We start from the raw sequence: 16,042 nt of genomic DNA, 5'->3' as shown, positions 1-16,042 counted from the left end.
TCATGAGCGCCTATATCGCCCGCCGCATCCTCCTGATGATCCCGACGCTGCTCGGAATCCTCTTCGTGTCCTTTATCGTCGTGCAGTTCGCGCCGGGCGGCCCGGTCGAGCGCGTGATCGCGCAACTCTCCGGCGCCGACACCGGCGGCACTTCGCGCATTTCGGGCGGCAGCGATTTTGCGCAGCGTGCGCCGGGGCAGGTCGGTGCCGGCGGCGATGCCATCAACTCGAAGTACCGCGGCGCGCAGGGTCTCGACCCTGATTTCATCAAGAAGCTCGAGGCACAGTTCGGCTTCGACAAGCCCGCGCCGGAACGTTTCGCGCTGATGGTGTGGAATTTCGCGCGCTTCGATTTCGGCAAGAGCTATTTCCGCGACGTCAGCGTGCTCCAGCTCATCAAGGAGAAGCTGCCGGTCTCGATCTCGCTCGGCATCTGGCTGACGCTGATCACCTATCTGATCTCGATCCCGCTCGGCATCCGCAAGGCGGTGAAAGACGGCACGCGCTTCGACACCTGGACGTCGACCATTCTCGTGCTGGGCTATGCCATTCCCGGCTTTCTGTTCGCGATCCTCCTGATCATCCTGTTTGCCGGCGGCTCTTTCTTCAACTGGTTTCCGCTGCGCGGACTGACCTCGGACGGCTGGTCGCAGTTTCCCTGGTACTGGAAGATCATCGACTATTTCTGGCATCTGACGCTGCCGCTGATCGCCATGGGGCTTGGTGCGTTCACCACCATGACGTTCCTGACCAAGAACTCGTTCCTGGACGAGATTCGCAAGCAATACGTCATGACCGCGCGCGCCAAGGGCTGTAGCGAGGGCCGGGTGCTTTACGGCCATGTCTTCCGCAACGCCATGCTGATCGTGATCGCGGGCTTCCCCGGCACCTTCATCCACGCCTTCTTCTCGGGATCGCTTCTGATCGAGACCATCTTCTCGCTGGACGGGCTGGGGCTGCTCAGCTTCGAGAGCGTGCTCAACCGCGACTATCCCGTGGTGTTCGGCACGCTCTACATCTTTTCGCTGGTCGGCCTCGTGATCAATCTGGTCTCCGACCTGACCTATATGTGGATCGACCCCCGGATCGATTTCGAGGCGCGGGAGGTCTGATGACGATCACTGCGCCGACGCCGATTGAAACAACAGCGAAGTCGCCCCTCGGCGATGCCGTTCCCATTACGCGCAAGCCCTTCGTGCCTTCGCCGCTCAACCGGCGGCGCTGGCAGAACTTCAAGGCCAATCGCCGTGGTTACTGGTCGTTCTGGATCTTCATCACCCTGTTCGTGGTCTCGCTGTTCGCCGAGTTGATCGCCAACGATCGACCGTTCCTGATCAAGTTCGACGGTCATCTCTATTGGCCCGCTTTCGTGACCTATTCGGAAACGACCTTCGGCGGTGATTTCGAGACGGCGGCCGACTATCGCGACCCCTACTTGCAGAAGCTGATCAAGGACAAGAACGGCAGCATCGTCTGGCCGCTGATCCGCTATTCCTACGACACCCACAATCTCGACCTGCCGACGCCGGCGCCGTCGCCGCCGACCTGGATGCTGACCGAAAAGCAGTGCCAGCCGGTCGTGGAAAAGAAGGGCCTGAAGAGCTGCCGCGACCTCGAATATAACTGGCTGGGCACCGACGATCAGGGCCGCGACGTCGTCGCGCGGCTGATCTATGGCTTCCGCATCTCGGTGCTGTTCGGCCTTTGCCTCACCATCGTCTCGTCCGTCATCGGCATCGCAGCAGGCGCGGTGCAGGGCTATTTCGGCGGTCGGGTCGATCTGATCTTCCAGCGTTTCATCGAGATCTGGACGGCGATCCCTTCGCTCTATCTGCTGCTGATCCTGTCCTCGGTGCTGGTGCCCGGCTTCTTCGTGCTGCTCGGTATCCTCCTCTTGTTCTCCTGGGTCTCGCTGGTCGGTCTCGTGCGGGCCGAATTCCTGCGCGGACGCAATTTCGAATACATCCAGGCGGCGCGGGCGCTCGGCGTCTCCAACCCGGTCATCATGTTCCGCCACCTGCTGCCGAACGCGATGGTGGCGACCATGACGTTCCTGCCTTTCATCGTGTCGAGCTCGGTGATGACACTGACGGCGCTGGATTTCCTGGGCTTCGGCCTGCCGCCGGGCTCACCCTCGCTCGGCGAATTGCTGTCGCAGGCCAAGTCCAATGTGCAGGCCCCCTGGCTCGGCTTCTCCGGCTTCTTCTCGGTCGCGATCATGCTGTCGCTCCTGATCTTCATCGGCGAAGCCGTGCGCGACGCCTTCGATCCGCGCAAGACGTTCAGGTAAGGTCATGGACGCGATCAACCAGCCCCTGCTTGCCGTTCACGACCTCTCGGTGGCTTTCCACCAGGGCGGCGCCACCACGCTTGCGGTCGACAAGGTCTCGTTCCAGATCAAGCGCGGCGAGTGCCTGGCGCTGGTCGGCGAGTCCGGCTCCGGCAAGTCGGTCAGCGCACTCTCGATCCTCAAGCTGCTGCCCTATCCGAACGCTTCGCATCCCTCGGGCAGCATCCGCTTCAAGGGGCAGGAGCTGATCGACCGCTCCGAGCCAGAGATGCGGGAGATCAGAGGCAGCGACATCTCCATCATCTTCCAGGAGCCGATGACCTCGCTCAATCCGCTGCACACGATCGAGGCGCAGATCGGCGAGATCATTCAGCTGCACAATCCGACCAGCAATGTGCAGGCGCGAAAGCGGACGCTGGAGCTGTTGACGCAAGTCGGCATCCCCGAGCCCGAGACGCGGCTGAACAGCTATCCGCACCAGCTGTCCGGCGGTCAGCGCCAGCGCGTGATGATCGCGATGGCGCTAGCCAACGAGCCGGATCTGTTGATCGCGGACGAGCCGACCACCGCGCTCGACGTCACCGTGCAGGCGCAGATCCTGGCGCTGCTCGCCGAGATCCGCTCGCGGCTCGGCATGAGCCTGCTCTTCATTACCCACGATCTCGGCATCGTGCGCCGCATCGCCGACACCGTCTGTGTCATGAAGAACGGCGAGATCGTCGAGCAGGGGCCGGTCGAGCAGGTCTTCAAGGCACCGAAGCATCCCTATACGCGCGATTTGCTCGCGGCGGAGCCGAAGCCGGATCCGGCGCCGCCGCAGCCGGATGCGCCGGTGGTGATGTCGGCCGATGATTTGAAGGTCTGGTTTCCGATCAAGCGCGGCCTGATGCGCAAGACGGTCGGCCACATCAAGGCGGTCGACGGCGTCAGCATCGCGGTGCGCAAGGGCGAGACGCTCGGCGTCGTCGGCGAATCCGGCTCGGGCAAGACTACGCTGGGACTGGCGCTGTTGCGCTTGATCTCCTCGAACGGGCGCATCGTGTTCCTGGGAAATGACATCCAGGGCCTGCGCTTCAAGGAGATGCGCCCCTTCCGGCGCGACATGCAGATCGTGTTCCAGGATCCATTCGGCTCACTCTCGCCGCGCATGTCGGTCGCCGACATCATCGCCGAAGGTCTCACCGTTCATCAGCCAAATCTGTCGCGCGAGGAGCGCGAGGTGCGTGTCGTCAAGGCGCTGGAAGACGTCGGGCTGAAGCCCGACACCCGCTACCGCTATCCCCACGAGTTCTCCGGCGGCCAGCGCCAGCGCATCTCGATCGCACGCGCGGTGGTGCTCGAGCCGGATTTCGTCGTGCTGGACGAGCCGACCAGCGCGCTCGACATGCTGTTCCAGGCGCAGATGGTCGATCTGCTGCGCGAGCTGCAGCGCAAGCGCGAACTCACCTACATGTTCATCTCGCACGATTTGCGCGTCGTCGCCTCGCTGGCGAGCCATTTGATCGTGATGCGCGGCGGCAAGGTCGTGGAAGAGGGGCAGGCCGCCGAGCTGTTCAAGAATCCGAAGACGGACTACACGCGTGCGTTGTTCGCGGCGGCGTTCCGGCTGGAGACGGCCGGGAACGGGTCGGTGGCGACGTAAGCCCCGTCAGAGCCGCTTGATCGCGACGACCTCGCTGCCGGCCTGCCTGATCCGCGCAATGGCCGGCTCGATCGGCTCGATCATTGTCGCCATGTGATGCGCGTTGGCATGAACCATCGTGCTGCCGTCGCGGACGATCGCGACGTGGCCCTTCCAGAAGATCAGATCGCCGCGCTGCAAGCGGCTTCGCTCATGCGGCTCCAGTGCGCGACCGAGACCGGCCAGTTGCATGTCGCTGTCGCGCGGGCAGCCGATCCCCGCTGCCGTCAACGAGACCTGGACGAGGCCGGAGCAATCGATGCCAAGACTGCTCTTGCCGCCCCAGAGATAGGGCGTGCCGACGAAGCGATCGGCGACCGCGACGAAGTCCGGTTCGCGATGATCGAGCGGAGCAATATGCGTCTTCGGCAGATATTTGCCGTCGCACGTCACGGCGAAGCTGCCATCCTCGCGCGCCACGGCGAGCCTGGATCCCATGACCAGCGTGTCGGCCGGCGGCAGCTTGATCGAGGGGCCGGGGAAGGCAAACGTCCTGAGGGCGCTGACCTTGTGGGTCGGGCCCGCCGTGGGCTTCGCGAGCGCCGCGTCGGGCAGCCAGCCGACATAGCCGTCGCCATTGAGCTGGCCCCAGGCCCAGCCCTCGCCGTTGCGGTCGTAGATGGTGACGCGTTCGCCGCGCAGGGCCTCCGTCATCAGCATCGCATTCGACGACGGCTGCTCGCGCACCGGCGCGACGGGCTCGATCACCTCGCATTCCTCGCCGGTGACGAAGCGATCCGCCGCCACCTTGCCTTCGAGATATTTCGCGGCGAGGTCGCCCCGGGCCGGCGTCAGCCGCGGATCGTATTGTGGATCATGCATAGCGCTCGCTCAGCAAGGTGTAGATGGCGCGTGCGGCCTGGCACTCGCCGCCTTCGGGACGCGCGGGCTTCGCCGACGGTGTCCAGCCATAGATGTCGACATGCAGCCAGCTGTCGGCATGCTCGACGAAGCGCTGCAAGAACAGTGCGCAGGTGATCGAGCCGGCAAAGCCGCCCGATGGCGCGTTCGTGATGGTGGCCGTCTTGGAGTCCAGCCATTTATCGTAAGGCGCCCACAGCGGCATGCGCCACAACGGATCGTTCTCCTTCACCGCGCAGCGCGAAAGGTCGGCGGCAAGGGTCTCGTCATTGGTGTAAAAGGGCGGCAGATCCGGTCCCAGCGCGACACGCGCCGCGCCGGTCAGCGTGCCCAAATCGATCAGCAGGTCGGGCTTCTCCTCGTCGGCCAGCGCCAGCGCGTCGGCGAGCACCAGGCGGCCTTCCGCGTCGGTGTTGCCGATCTCGACGGTGATGCCCTTGCGCGAGGTGAAGATATCAAGCGGACGGAAGGCATTGCCGGCGACCGCGTTCTCGACCGCCGGAATCAGCACGCGCAGCCGCACCTTCAGCTTCGCATCCATCACCATGCGCGCCAGCGCCAGCACGTTGGCGGCGCCGCCCATGTCCTTCTTCATGATCAGCATGCCGCTCGACGGCTTCAGATCGAGCCCGCCGGTGTCGAAGCAGACGCCCTTGCCGACCAGCGTGACCTTGGGATGAGCAGGATCGCCCCAGCCGATGTCGATCAGCCGCGGCGCGCGGCTCGATGCCATGCCGACGGCGTGGATCAGGGGGAAGTGCTTCTCCAACTCGTCGCCGATGGTGCAGCCGAAGCTCGCGCCGAATTCCGCGGCGAGGTCCTGCGCGGCGGCGGCCAGTTCCTCGGGCCCCATGTCGTTGGACGGCGTGTTGATGAGGTCGCGCGCCAGCATTGCCGCGTCCGCCATCCGGTCGATTTCAGTCGCGTCGACACCTTCGGGCGGCACCAGCCGGACGTCGGGCCTGTCAGCCTTGCGGTAGCGCGCGAAGCGGTAGCACCCCAGCGCAAAAGCGAGCGCGGCCAGCCGCGTATCGTGTGCTGCATTGGCGAAGCGATAAATGCCCGGCGGCAGCAGGCCGGGCAGGGCGCCGGGCCGGAACAGGTCACGCGATCTTGTCGAATCGTCCTCGAGGCCGAACAGCACTTGCGCGATCGTGCCGTCGGGCGCGGGCAGCGCGAGATAGCCGCCCGGCTTGGCGGTAAAGGCGCTCGCGGTGGCGAACTGGCGCTGCGCCGGCGGCAACGTCTCGGCGACCTGATCCCAGCTCGATTTCGTGACGAAAATGATCGGGATGGCGGTGGGCGACGTCTCGAAGACAGAAGGCATTGGCGGGTCCGGATCGTCAAATCAAACGGGTCGTGCGAACGGACGAGACTTCGCAGAGTTTCGCCGTGGCTGCAATCGGCTTTGCAGTCACCGTCTGGCGAGCCGCTACTCGCGGCAAGGGGGCCATGCTAGGTTCCGGCAATGGCCGCCAGGAATGGAGATCCGGCGACCGACGACACGCGCGCCGGGAGGAAATGCAATGGAATTTGTGTGGAGCGTGGTCACATTTGTCGGCCATGCCATCGAGGCGATTTTTGGCTATGTCGAGCACCACCACTGGATCTTCGCGCTCCTTGCCGGCGGCTACGTCTTCTATCTTCACGACCGCTCCGTCCACGCGCGGTTCGATGCGCTCGACAAGCGCATCGACGAAATCCGCAAGCGCCTTGCCATCGAATATTGAGACGGCAATTGCCGCGGGATCTGAACGGCAGGCGAGGTCGCTCGGTCTCGGCAGTGAAGCCCGGCCGTAAACGCCGCCGCGAGAGCGGGGCCGGAAGGGGCGTTAACCGGCCGTTAGGGTTAACAGCCTATTGCTGGCGCGTTCGGCTCGATCAATCGGCTCGAGAGTCAAGGCGTCATGCGTCAACGGTTCAGTCTTGCCCGGCTTCTTGCGTCCACTTCGCTGGTCGCGGCGGTGGCCATGGGCCTCGGCGGCTGCACGGGCATGTCGAAACTCTCCGATGTGACGGGCTCGATCGGCGGACCACGGGCAGAGCCGGCTCCGACCGATCCCGCGCGCGCCGTCGAGGTCTATGGCGAGCGCTACCGCGCCAATCCCAAGGACTCCGAAGCGGCGCTGGCCTATGGCCAGGCCTTGCGTGCCAACGGTCAACGCGCCCAGGCCGCCGCCGTGCTCGAGCAGGCGACCATCGCCAATCCCGGCAACAAGGCGCTGCTCGCGCTATACGGCCGCGCGCTCGCCGACAACGGCAATTTCCAGCAGGCCTACGACGTGCTGTCGAAAGCGCATTCGCCCGACAATCCGGACTGGCGCCTGCTCTCGGTGCAGGGCACCGTGATGGACCAGATGGGCCGTCACGATGAGGCGCGCTCCTATTATGCAAGCGCGCTCAAGATCGCGCCGGGTGATCCGGGCGTGCTTTCCAATCTCGGCCTGTCCTACATGCTGTCGAAGGATCTGCCCAAGGCCGAAGAGGTGCTGCGGCAGGCCTACGCCTCGCCGCGCGCCAGCAGCCGCGTGCGCCAGAATCTCGGCCTCGTCGTCGGTCTCCAGGGTCGCTTCGCCGAGGCCGAAACCATCGTGAAGGCGGATCTGCCGCCGGATCAGGCCGCGGCCAACGTCACCTATCTCAAGGAAATGCTGAGCCGCAGCGACGGCCATCGCGGCGCGCCGAAGCGGACCCCGGTCGCCTCGCTCAGCCAGCCCGACTGATCTGATCCGATCTTCAACTGCCGAGATCGTCTCACGGACCGCCTGCGGTCAGTGGCGCGTCTCACTGCATCTCGGTGATCTTGATGCCGGTCGGTCCGAGAATGACCACGAACAGCACTGGCAGGAAGAACAGGATCATCGGCACCGTCAGCTTCGGCGGTAGCGCGGCGGCCTTCTTCTCGGCTTCGTTCATGCGCATGTCGCGGTTTTCCTGTGCCATGACACGCAAGGATTGACCCAGGGGTGTGCCGTAGCGTTCCGCCTGCTGAAGCGCGAGACAGACCGACTTGACGCCCTCGAGCCCGGTGCGCCGCGCCAAATTCTCATAGGCGACCTTGCGATCCTGCAGGTAGGACAGCTCGGCCGTGGTCAGCGTGAACTCTTCCGACAGCGCAATCGACTGGCCCACGATTTCGACGGCGACCCTACGGAACGCCATTTCGACCGACATGCCGGATTCGATACAGATCAGCAGCAGGTCGAGTGCATCGGGAAAGGCGCGCTTGATCGAGAGCTGGCGCTTGGAGATCGCATTCCTGAGGAACAGCATCGGCGCCTGGAGGCCGAGATAGGCCGCGCCGACGCAGATGCCGATCTTGATCGGCATCGGCTTATCCATGTGCGCGATCACGAAGACGTAGATGACCGAGCCGACGAAGAGCACGATCGGAGCGACCATGCGGGCAAACAGGAAGGTGATGTAGGGCGCCTGGCCGCGGTAGCCGGCCATGATGAGCTTGTCCCGCGCCGCCTCTTGCGCGAGCCATTTGGTGAGGTTGAAGTCTTCCACGACCTTGGAGACGAGCTGCTTCGGCGTCTGGCGCAGCGAGACCTTTTCGTTCTTGTGAAGGCGCTCACGCTCGCGCTGCCGGATGCGCTCACGCTCACTCGCGACCGCCTTCATGCGCTTGGAGAGTCCCTCGCCGGCGAACAGCGGCATCACCAGCGTATAGACGGTGGCGCTGGCGGCAATGGCCGCCAGCAACATGGTCATGAAGCGGACGTCATGAAGCTTCGAAACGAGGAACTCGACCATACGGCACCGTCAAAAATCGAAATTGATCATCTTTTTCATCACCATGATGCCGATCGACATCCAGACGACGCAGCCGACCAGCATCAGCTGGCCGGTGGGATGAGTCCAAAGCAGCGAGATGTAGTGCGGCGTCGTGAGGTAGACGAGGAACATCACGATCGGCGGCAACGAACCGATGATGCCGGCCGAGGCCTTGGCTTCCATCGACATTGCCTGGATCTTCTCTTTCATCTTCTTGCGGTCGCGCAGCACCTTGGAGAGGTTGCCCAGCGCCTCCGAGAGGTTGCCGCCTGATTTCTGCTGGATCGAGATGACGATGCCGAAGAAGTTGGCTTCGGGCAGCGGCATGCGCTCATAGAGCCGAGAGCATGCCTCGCCCAAGGGCATACCGATCGCCTGCGTTTCGATGATGGCGAGGAACTCGCTGCGCAGCGGCTCTGGTGCATCCGCAGCGACGACCTTGATCGATTCGAACAGCGGCAGGCCTGCCTTGATGCCGCGGACGATGACGTCGACCGCGTCGGGGAGTGCCTTCAGGAATTGGTTTTCCCGGCGCTTCTTCAGGAAGCCGAGGGCCCAGCGCGGCAGGCCCAAACCTCCGGCAAAGGCCAGGCCGGCGGCGCCGAGCAGGCCACCGCCGACGAACAGGGCTCCCGCGAACAGCACGCCCGCCAACACGGCGGACACGATCCAGAATTTCTGCGGCGTCCAATCCAGGCCGGCCTGGGACAAGCGGATATTGAGCGGAACGCTCTTTTCCTGCTGACGCCGTGCCTCAAGATCCTTCAGCGACGTCTCGACTTGCTCGCGGCGCGATCGCTGGCTCTTTTCGCTCTGCTTGGCCGCGGGCGCATCTGCGCGCGCGATCGAGGCGCGCCGGCCTTCCGCCTTCCGTTCCCCGGAGAGCAGCGGATAGAGGAAGACCCATGCGATGCCGCCGACCGCTGCGGTGGCAAGAAATGCGAGGGCGAGGACCTGTATGTTCATGGCGCTGACCTGCTCACGTCGTCGGCGCCACTTCCGCGGCGTCGAGCGCGGCGGCAAGGCGCTTCTCCTCGCCGTAATAGCGGGCGCGTTCCCAGAACCTCGGGCGGCCGATACCGGTCGAGCGGTGGCGGCCGATGATCTTGCCGTTGGCGTCCTCACCGATCATGTCGTAGAGGAAGATGTCCTGGGTGATGATGGTGTCGCCTTCCATGCCCATCACCTCGGTGATGTGGGTGATGCGGCGCGAGCCGTCGCGCAGGCGCGCGGCCTGGACGATGACGTCGATCGAGGCGCAGATCATCTCGCGGATGGTCCGCGAGGGAAGCGAGAAGCCTCCCATCGTGATCATGGATTCGCAGCGCGACAGGGCTTCGCGCGGGTTGTTGGCGTGCAGCGTGCCCATCGAGCCGTCATGGCCGGTGTTCATGGCCTGCAGCAGGTCGAACGCCTCGGGTCCGCGGACTTCGCCGACGATGATGCGTTCGGGCCGCATACGCAGGCAGTTGCGTACCAGCTCGCGCATCGTGACCTGACCCTCGCCCTCGATATTGGGCGGGCGGGTTTCCAGCCGCACCACATGGGGCTGCTGGAGCTGGAGCTCCGCGGCGTCCTCGCAGGTGATGACGCGCTCGTCGTGCTCGATGTAATTGGTCAGACAGTTCAGCAGCGTGGTCTTTCCGGAGCCGGTGCCGCCGGAGATCAGCACGTTGCAGCGGACGCGGCCGATGATCTGGAGGATCTCGGCGCCTTCCGGCGAGATCGCGCCGAACTTGACGAGCTGATCGAGCGTCAGCTTGTCCTTCTTGAACTTGCGGATGGTGAGTGTCGGGCCGTCGATCGACAGCGGCGGCACGATGGCGTTGACGCGCGAGCCGTCGGCGAGGCGCGCGTCGCAGATCGGCGAGGATTCGTCGACGCGCCGGCCGACCTGGCTGACGATGCGTTGACAGATGTTGAGGAGCTGCTGGTTGTCGCGGAAGCGAATGCCGGTGCGCTGGATCTTGCCGGCGACCTCGATGTAGACGGTGTTGGCGCCATTGACCATGATGTCGGCGATATCGTCGCGCGACAGCAGCGGCTCCAGCGGACCGTAACCCAGGACGTCGTTGCAGATGTCGTCGAGCAGCTCTTCCTGCTCGGCGATCGACATCACGATGTTCTTGATCGCGATGATCTCGTTGACGATGTCGCGGATTTCCTCGCGCGCGGATTCCGAGTCCAGCTTGGCGAGCTGGGCGAGGTCGATCGCCTCGATCAGCGCGCCGAAGATGGTCGCCTTGACCTCGTAGTAATTGTCCGAACGCCGGCTCTCCATGGGGGGAGGCGGCGGAGCCTTGACCGGGGCAAGCGGCGGCGAGGCGACGGCCGGCGGAGGCGGGGCGCGCGACACCGTCGGCGCCGGAGCCTGGGCAGGCTCGAGCGACACGGCGCCGGGCTTGGGCGCCCGAAGGTCGGTGTCTGTTCCGCTACGCTTACCGAACACTTAACAACTCCACGCGGGGGTCTATTTTCCCCGCAACTTGTCAATCAGGGGTGAAAGCAGGGAAGACTTTTGCTTCTTGGTTTCGCTGCGGCCGGTCAGGCGCTGGGCGATCTGAAGGAACATCTCGATCGACTTGTGGTTGGCGGAGATCTCCGCGATCATCTGGCCGTTGTTGGCCGCCGAGCCGAAGATCTGCGGCTCGAACGGGATCGAGACGATCGGCTGGCTCTCGATCGCCTTGGCGAACTCCGCGGCGGCGATTTCGGGCCTTTTCGGCACGCCGACCTGGTTCAGGCAGTAGAGCGGCGGCCGGTCGTTGGGGCGCGCCGCCTTCAGCAGATCGAACAGGTTCTTGGTATTGCGCAGATTGGCGAGGTCAGGGGCGGCCACGATCAGGATGTCGTCCGCTCCGATCAAGGCGCGCTTGGTCCAGCCCGACCATTGGTGCGGGATGTCGAGCACGATGCAGGGCATGGTGGAGCGCAGCGTGTCGAACACGGAGTCGAAGGCGTCGGTGCCGAAATCATAGACCCGGTCGAGCGTCGCCGGCGCCGCCAGCAGGCTGAGATGGTCGGTGCATTTCGACAGCAGGCGGTCGATGAAGGCGGTGTCGACCCGGTCGGGCGAGAACACGGCGTCGGCAATGCCCTGCGGCGGATCCTGGTTGTAGTCGAGCCCGGCGGTGCCGAAGGCGAGGTCGAGATCGGCGACGACGGCGTCCATTGCGAGGTCGCGTGCGATCGCCCAGGCGACGTTGTGGGAGATCGTGGACGCCCCGACGCCGCCCTTGGCGCCGACCACGGCGATGATGCGGCCGACCGCCTTGGCTTCCGGCGCAGAGAACAGGTTGCAGATCGAGCGAACGACGTCGATCGCGCCGACCGGCGCTAGCACATAGTCGCTGACGCCGCGGCGCACCAGCTCGCGGTAGAGCATGACGTCGTTGATGCGGCCGATCACGACCACGCGGGTGCCGGCGTCGCAGACGGTGGCGAGGTGGTCGAGCCCGCCCAGCAGGTCGTTGCGGCCGTCGCTCTCGAGCACGATCACGTTCGGGGTGGGAGCCGAGCGGTAGGCTTCGATCGCGGCCGCCATGCCGCCCATCTGGATCTTGAGGTGGGCCTTGCCGAGACGGCGATCCTCGCCGGCCGACTGGACCGCGGCAGCGGTTTCCACGGTCTCGCAGAAGGCCTGGACCGAGACGCGGGGCGCTGGGGCAATATGCTCCTCGACCGGCGGAAGCGCTGCGTCCGGCTGCTCTTCTTGTGTCTGGCGAGCGTAGCTGATCATTTGCCGGTATCGCTGAGTTTGGCCTTGTCGGCCTCGGGATAGGTGGTCGCGCTCGTCGTTCCCTTGCGATACTTCTCGAAGCCGGTGATGCGCCGGGGCGTGTAGGACGGCGTTTCAGGTCGTGGCTGCTCGAGGTCCGACGGATTGTCGACCATCGCGGCGAGGTTGCGCTGATAGGCGCAGCCGTAATTGTAGTAGTCCTTGTTCTCGAACCAGGTCTTGTTCTTGATCGAAGGGCCGATGTCGTCGGGCCACAGGCCACAGGGGCCCGCGATCGCGGCGACCTTGGAATAGGTGAGGCGGATCGGCGGCAGGAAGCGCTTGTCGTCGGGCTGGTAGGGGCGAACATTGATGCCCCGCGGCGGAACGCCTGCCCCGGCCAGCATCGCCTGGATTTCGCGCATTGAGTCCGCGACCGGACGCGCATTGGGCGTGCCGGACGGCACGTCGATGCGGATGGCGCCTGTCCCCTCGTGCAACCAAGCCGATGCGACGCCCATCACGTCGGCGCGCTGGGCAGCGGTCAAGCCGCCCCGGGCATGGCCGACGAAGACGACGATCGAGCGGTTCTGCTCCTCGATCGCGATCGGATGGCGCTGCTTGTAGTCGTCCGGAATGGAAGCGGTAACGACCTCGTCGTGTTGGCAGCCGCCGAGTGCGAGCGCCATGCCGACGAGCGCACCGCCGAGGCGAATGGCGCGTTTGCGAAGCTGGGGTGGTCTTGTGATCATCGTGAATCCCCGTTTCGCATCAGTCGGTAATGAAGCCGTAAGTGCCGCGGTAGTTCTTGGCCGGTTCGGTCCGGCCGGGCACGCCGTAGATGCGGTTGATGTTGCCGAGCAGCTGGGCCTGAGGATCCGCAGGCGGGGTGAAGCCGTCATCCGGTCGCGACAGGTCCTTTGGCGCCACCGCGCGAACGACATAGGGGGTCACGATCACGACCAGCTCGGTCGCGTTGTTGACGAAGTCGCGGCTGCGGAACAGCGTGCCGAGGACCGGGAGCTGCATCAGTCCCGGCAGGCCGCTGATGGCCTGCTTGGTCTGCTGCTGGATCAGGCCGGCCATCGCCATCGCGCCGCCGGAGGGAATTTCCAGCGAGGTCTCAGCGCGGCGGGTCCTGATCGAGGGCACCGTCAGCGAGTTCACCGAGGTCGAGGTAACGGCCTGCGACAGCGTGATCGCGTTTTCGTTCGAGAGCTCCGAGACCTCGGTCATCACGCGCAGGCTGATCTTGCCTTCGCTCAGCACCACGGGGGTGAAGTTGAGCGAGATGCCGAACTTCTTGAAGCTGATCTGGGTGGTACAGACATGGGTGGTGGGGTCGCACGCATAGCCTGCCGGGACCGGGAATTCACCGCCGGCGATGAACGTCGCCGATTCACCGGAGATTGCGGTCAGGTTCGGTTCGGCCAGCGTGCGGATCACGCCCGCGGTTTCCATCGCGCGCAGGGTGGCCTGCACCGACGACGCGCCGCCGAACTTCGTCGTCAAATTGTTGCCGTCCACGAGGTTCTTGCCGAGTGCCGTGAACGGATTGGAGTTGGTGAAGCTCACCACCGACGTGCCGTAGTTGAGGCTGGCGCTCAGGTCGATGCCGAGCTGCTTGACGATGGTGCGCTGGACTTCCGCGACCGTCACCTTGAGCATGACCTGGTCGCGGCCGCGCACCACGATCGAGTTCACGACCTTGTCGGCGCCGCCGGCCAGGCGCGCCGCGAGATCGTTGGCCTGCTGCGCCTCCATCGGATTCGCCGCCGTGCCGGTCAGGACAATGCCGTCGCCGAGCCCGTCGATTTGAATGTCCGAATTGGGCAGGATCTGCTTCAGCGCGGCGCGCACGCCGTTGAGGTCGCGCTTGACCGCGATGTCATAGGCCGCGATCTGCTGCCCCGCGGAATCGAAGAACACGATGTTGGTCTGGCCGACCGTGGCACCGATGATATAGGCGCGCTGCGCCGAGCGGACCACCGCGTTGGCGATCTTGGGATCGGCGACCAGCACATCCTTGATGTCGCGCGGCAGGTCGATCACGATGGATTTGCCGACGCCGAGCGAGAGGAAGCGCGCGTTCATCTGGCCGTCCGCGGCGGCCGAGGCCACGGGACGGTAATCGGCGGCGACCACGGGGTTCAGCACCGGGTTGAGCGCCAGCGCGAAAGCGGCCGAAAACGACAGGGCGCGAACCGCCGAGGTTCGCATCGTCGTCAAATCCACCCTGTGCTTCATATCGACTGTCTTCATCGTGCTTTCGCCGTCTGACTTGGAATGCCGTAGCGAATGATCGAAATACCGTCCCGCTTCTGCGCGGAATCATCGAGCGTGATTTCGCTCATCTTGACGTCGACGATGCTGCGCAGCGCCAGCGACAGCGTACCGCTCTGGCGGGCCGCGGAGAGTGTCGCGGTCTGCGCGGGATTGAGCTCGAGGGTGACGGTCTTGCCGACCACCGCGTTCTGGCCGTCCTTCTCCTTTGGCGCCTGGTCGATGGCCAGGACGCGGATATTGGCCAGGATGATCTCGGAGGTGACGACGTCGGGGGCGCCGCTGGTCTGGTCCGGGTTCTTCAGCCGGCGCGTCAAAAGGACGTCGACGCGATCGTTGGGCAGGATGAAGCCGCCCGCGCCGGTTTCCGGCGAGATCTCGGTCGAGATCGCCCGCATGCCGGTGGGCAGGATTGCCGCCATGAAGCCGGAGCCTTCGGCCTTGACCAGCTTCTGGTCGCGGATCGGCTCACCTTGAATGAAGGGGGCGCGGGCGATGGAACCGGCAACCTGGGTCGCGCCCTCGGGACGCTCGTTGCGGCGAATGAAGGTGGCGCTGGCGGTCGCGGCCGGCCAGGTCTGCCATTGCACGTCTTCCGGCTTCACGGTCTGGCCGAGGCCGATGTCGTTCTTGGCCACGAGAACGTCGACGGTTGGAAGCTGTGCGACCGGAGCCGCCGGAGGCGGCGCAGATTGGTCCGAGCCGCTCGCCAGGTACGCGGCGACACCGCCGGCGCAGATGGCGACCGTCAGGACGACAATGCGTGCCCTATTCATACGCTTCACTTTCCAACAAGACGCCGCGACGCTGCCGCCGCCGTAATCGGCAGTTGACCAGCTATTCGTCAAAGCATGGTTAATGAGGCGTATCTAAATCGCCTTAACGCCGGGTTTACCCGGCGCGTTCAGCGCAGTGCGAGGTGGGCGAGGTCGATCGCCTTCACCCATTCGGTCTCCGGGTAGACCATCAGCGCGCCAAGCGTGAGCGCGATGCCGTAAGGAATGCCGGTTTGCTTGTCGTGCAGCCGTGCAAGCCAAGCCTGTCCCGCAAGGCCGTAAGGCAGGGGCCATTGCCGGAACTGGAGCAGCAGCAGCGTCAGCGCGCCGCCGAACAACGAGGCGTAGAGTAGGAAGTCCATCAGGGGCGTGAAACCAAACCACAGCGCGACGGAGGCGGCGACCTTGGCATCGCCGCCGCCCATCCAGCCCATTGCAAAGCAAGCAAAGGCAATGACCAGCAGCAGCGCGCCGGCGCCGACATGACTGAGCATCTCGTAAGGTGCCATGCCACCGGCGAGGGCGAGCGCGAAGAAGCCTGCGACCAGCGCCAGCGACACGCGGTTCGAGATCGTCATCGTGAAGAGATCGCTCGCGGCGGCGAACGCCATCAGGGCAGGGAAGAGCAGAAGGCGCGCAAGGTCGAGGATCAT

15 protein-coding genes are annotated in these 16,042 nt (G+C 64.8%); 5 read left to right on the top strand and 10 right to left on the bottom strand.

The features are described 5' to 3' along the window. Positions 1 to 2 precede the first annotated feature (2 nt). Genes AC0WRY_RS30830 through AC0WRY_RS30820 form a run of 3 tightly spaced genes read left to right on the top strand, consistent with a single transcriptional unit; the run spans position 3 to position 3,932 of the window. A complete protein-coding gene (locus tag AC0WRY_RS30830; protein WP_194404482.1) occupies positions 3 to 1,112 on the top strand; it encodes a microcin C ABC transporter permease YejB in 1,110 nt (369 codons plus the stop codon). Then, positions 1,112 to 2,290, top strand: a complete 1,179-nt coding sequence (locus AC0WRY_RS30825) for an ABC transporter permease (protein ID WP_491122244.1) — start codon at positions 1,112 to 1,114, stop codon at positions 2,288 to 2,290. The genes AC0WRY_RS30830 and AC0WRY_RS30825 overlap by 1 nt, the downstream gene beginning before the upstream one ends. A gap of 4 nt (positions 2,291 to 2,294) precedes the next feature. Next, the gene (locus tag AC0WRY_RS30820) at positions 2,295 to 3,932 is read left to right on the top strand and encodes an ABC transporter ATP-binding protein (protein ID WP_491122243.1); all 1,638 of its coding nucleotides are present in this window, start codon (positions 2,295 to 2,297) and stop codon (positions 3,930 to 3,932) included. Between the two features lie 6 nt (positions 3,933 to 3,938). Here AC0WRY_RS30820 and AC0WRY_RS30815 read toward each other — a convergent pair whose 3' ends face one another. Both AC0WRY_RS30815 and AC0WRY_RS30810 read right to left on the bottom strand, forming a co-directional pair. Further along, on the bottom strand, positions 3,939 to 4,793 hold the full coding sequence (locus AC0WRY_RS30815) for a C40 family peptidase (protein WP_491122242.1): 855 nt from the start codon (positions 4,791 to 4,793) through the stop codon (positions 3,939 to 3,941). Continuing rightward, the gene (locus tag AC0WRY_RS30810) at positions 4,786 to 6,159 is read right to left on the bottom strand and encodes a leucyl aminopeptidase family protein (RefSeq protein ID WP_491122241.1); all 1,374 of its coding nucleotides are present in this window, start codon (positions 6,157 to 6,159) and stop codon (positions 4,786 to 4,788) included. The genes AC0WRY_RS30815 and AC0WRY_RS30810 overlap by 8 nt, the downstream gene beginning before the upstream one ends. Before the next feature lie 199 nt (positions 6,160 to 6,358). Between AC0WRY_RS30810 and AC0WRY_RS30805 the strand changes: the two genes are divergently transcribed. Both AC0WRY_RS30805 and AC0WRY_RS30800 read left to right on the top strand, forming a co-directional pair. Then, entirely contained in the window at positions 6,359 to 6,562 is a 204-nt protein-coding gene (locus tag AC0WRY_RS30805; RefSeq protein ID WP_211415859.1) for a hypothetical protein, read from the top strand. 177 nt (positions 6,563 to 6,739) lie between these two features. Continuing rightward, a complete protein-coding gene (locus AC0WRY_RS30800; RefSeq protein WP_491122240.1) occupies positions 6,740 to 7,555 on the top strand; it encodes a tetratricopeptide repeat protein in 816 nt (271 codons plus the stop codon). Between the two features lie 61 nt (positions 7,556 to 7,616). Here AC0WRY_RS30800 and AC0WRY_RS30795 read toward each other — a convergent pair whose 3' ends face one another. From AC0WRY_RS30795 to AC0WRY_RS30760, 8 genes are all read right to left on the bottom strand, one after another. After that, complete coding sequence (locus AC0WRY_RS30795) at positions 7,617 to 8,591, bottom strand: type II secretion system F family protein (RefSeq protein ID WP_211415861.1); 975 nt, start codon at positions 8,589 to 8,591, stop codon at positions 7,617 to 7,619. 9 nt (positions 8,592 to 8,600) lie between these two features. Continuing rightward, positions 8,601 to 9,578 (bottom strand): type II secretion system F family protein, encoded by a 978-nt coding sequence (locus AC0WRY_RS30790; protein WP_194404474.1) that lies wholly within the window; start codon positions 9,576 to 9,578, stop codon positions 8,601 to 8,603. Positions 9,579 to 9,591: 13 nt separating this feature from the next. Beyond that, a complete protein-coding gene (locus AC0WRY_RS30785) occupies positions 9,592 to 11,061 on the bottom strand; it encodes a TadA family conjugal transfer-associated ATPase (protein ID WP_194404473.1) in 1,470 nt (489 codons plus the stop codon). Positions 11,062 to 11,082: 21 nt separating this feature from the next. Next, entirely contained in the window at positions 11,083 to 12,351 is a 1,269-nt protein-coding gene (locus AC0WRY_RS30780) for a CpaE/TadZ family protein (RefSeq protein WP_194404472.1), read from the bottom strand. Next, on the bottom strand, positions 12,348 to 13,082 hold the full coding sequence (locus AC0WRY_RS30775; RefSeq protein ID WP_194404471.1) for a CpaD family pilus assembly protein: 735 nt from the start codon (positions 13,080 to 13,082) through the stop codon (positions 12,348 to 12,350). Before AC0WRY_RS30775 ends, AC0WRY_RS30780 begins: the two co-directional genes overlap by 4 nt. A 19-nt stretch (positions 13,083 to 13,101) precedes the next feature. Continuing rightward, on the bottom strand, positions 13,102 to 14,577 hold the full coding sequence (locus AC0WRY_RS30770; protein WP_194408458.1) for a type II and III secretion system protein family protein: 1,476 nt from the start codon (positions 14,575 to 14,577) through the stop codon (positions 13,102 to 13,104). Positions 14,578 to 14,588: 11 nt separating this feature from the next. Further along, positions 14,589 to 15,389 (bottom strand): Flp pilus assembly protein CpaB, encoded by an 801-nt coding sequence (cpaB, locus tag AC0WRY_RS30765; protein WP_194404470.1) that lies wholly within the window; start codon positions 15,387 to 15,389, stop codon positions 14,589 to 14,591. A gap of 128 nt (positions 15,390 to 15,517) precedes the next feature. Then, on the bottom strand, positions 15,518 to 16,042 hold the full coding sequence (locus AC0WRY_RS30760; protein ID WP_194404469.1) for an A24 family peptidase: 525 nt from the start codon (positions 16,040 to 16,042) through the stop codon (positions 15,518 to 15,520).

This window comes from Bradyrhizobium sp. T-12 (genome assembly GCF_058314695.1).
This window is presented reverse-complemented; position numbering and strand designations above follow the sequence as displayed.

What these genes read in the sequence shown, in the direction of transcription:
- AC0WRY_RS30810 (WP_491122241.1), bottom strand. Translation starts at nt 6,159, where the DNA reads ATGCCTTCTGTCTTCGAGACGTCGCCCACCGCCATCCCGATCATTTTC.
- AC0WRY_RS30820 (WP_491122243.1), top strand. Translation starts at nt 2,295, where the DNA reads ATGGACGCGATCAACCAGCCCCTGCTTGCCGTTCACGACCTCTCGGTG.
- AC0WRY_RS30815 (WP_491122242.1), bottom strand. Translation starts at nt 4,793, where the DNA reads ATGCATGATCCACAATACGATCCGCGGCTGACGCCGGCCCGGGGCGAC.
- AC0WRY_RS30830 (WP_194404482.1), top strand. Translation starts at nt 3, where the DNA reads ATGAGCGCCTATATCGCCCGCCGCATCCTCCTGATGATCCCGACGCTG.
- AC0WRY_RS30790 (WP_194404474.1), bottom strand. Translation starts at nt 9,578, where the DNA reads ATGAACATACAGGTCCTCGCCCTCGCATTTCTTGCCACCGCAGCGGTC.
- AC0WRY_RS30770 (WP_194408458.1), bottom strand. Translation starts at nt 14,577, where the DNA reads ATGAAGCACAGGGTGGATTTGACGACGATGCGAACCTCGGCGGTTCGC.
- cpaB (WP_194404470.1), bottom strand. Translation starts at nt 15,389, where the DNA reads ATGAATAGGGCACGCATTGTCGTCCTGACGGTCGCCATCTGCGCCGGC.
- AC0WRY_RS30825 (WP_491122244.1), top strand. Translation starts at nt 1,112, where the DNA reads ATGACGATCACTGCGCCGACGCCGATTGAAACAACAGCGAAGTCGCCC.
- AC0WRY_RS30805 (WP_211415859.1), top strand. Translation starts at nt 6,359, where the DNA reads ATGGAATTTGTGTGGAGCGTGGTCACATTTGTCGGCCATGCCATCGAG.
- AC0WRY_RS30800 (WP_491122240.1), top strand. Translation starts at nt 6,740, where the DNA reads ATGCGTCAACGGTTCAGTCTTGCCCGGCTTCTTGCGTCCACTTCGCTG.
- AC0WRY_RS30760 (WP_194404469.1), bottom strand. Translation starts at nt 16,042, where the DNA reads ATGATCCTCGACCTTGCGCGCCTTCTGCTCTTCCCTGCCCTGATGGCG.
- AC0WRY_RS30780 (WP_194404472.1), bottom strand. Translation starts at nt 12,351, where the DNA reads ATGATCAGCTACGCTCGCCAGACACAAGAAGAGCAGCCGGACGCAGCG.
- AC0WRY_RS30795 (WP_211415861.1), bottom strand. Translation starts at nt 8,591, where the DNA reads ATGGTCGAGTTCCTCGTTTCGAAGCTTCATGACGTCCGCTTCATGACC.
- AC0WRY_RS30775 (WP_194404471.1), bottom strand. Translation starts at nt 13,082, where the DNA reads ATGATCACAAGACCACCCCAGCTTCGCAAACGCGCCATTCGCCTCGGC.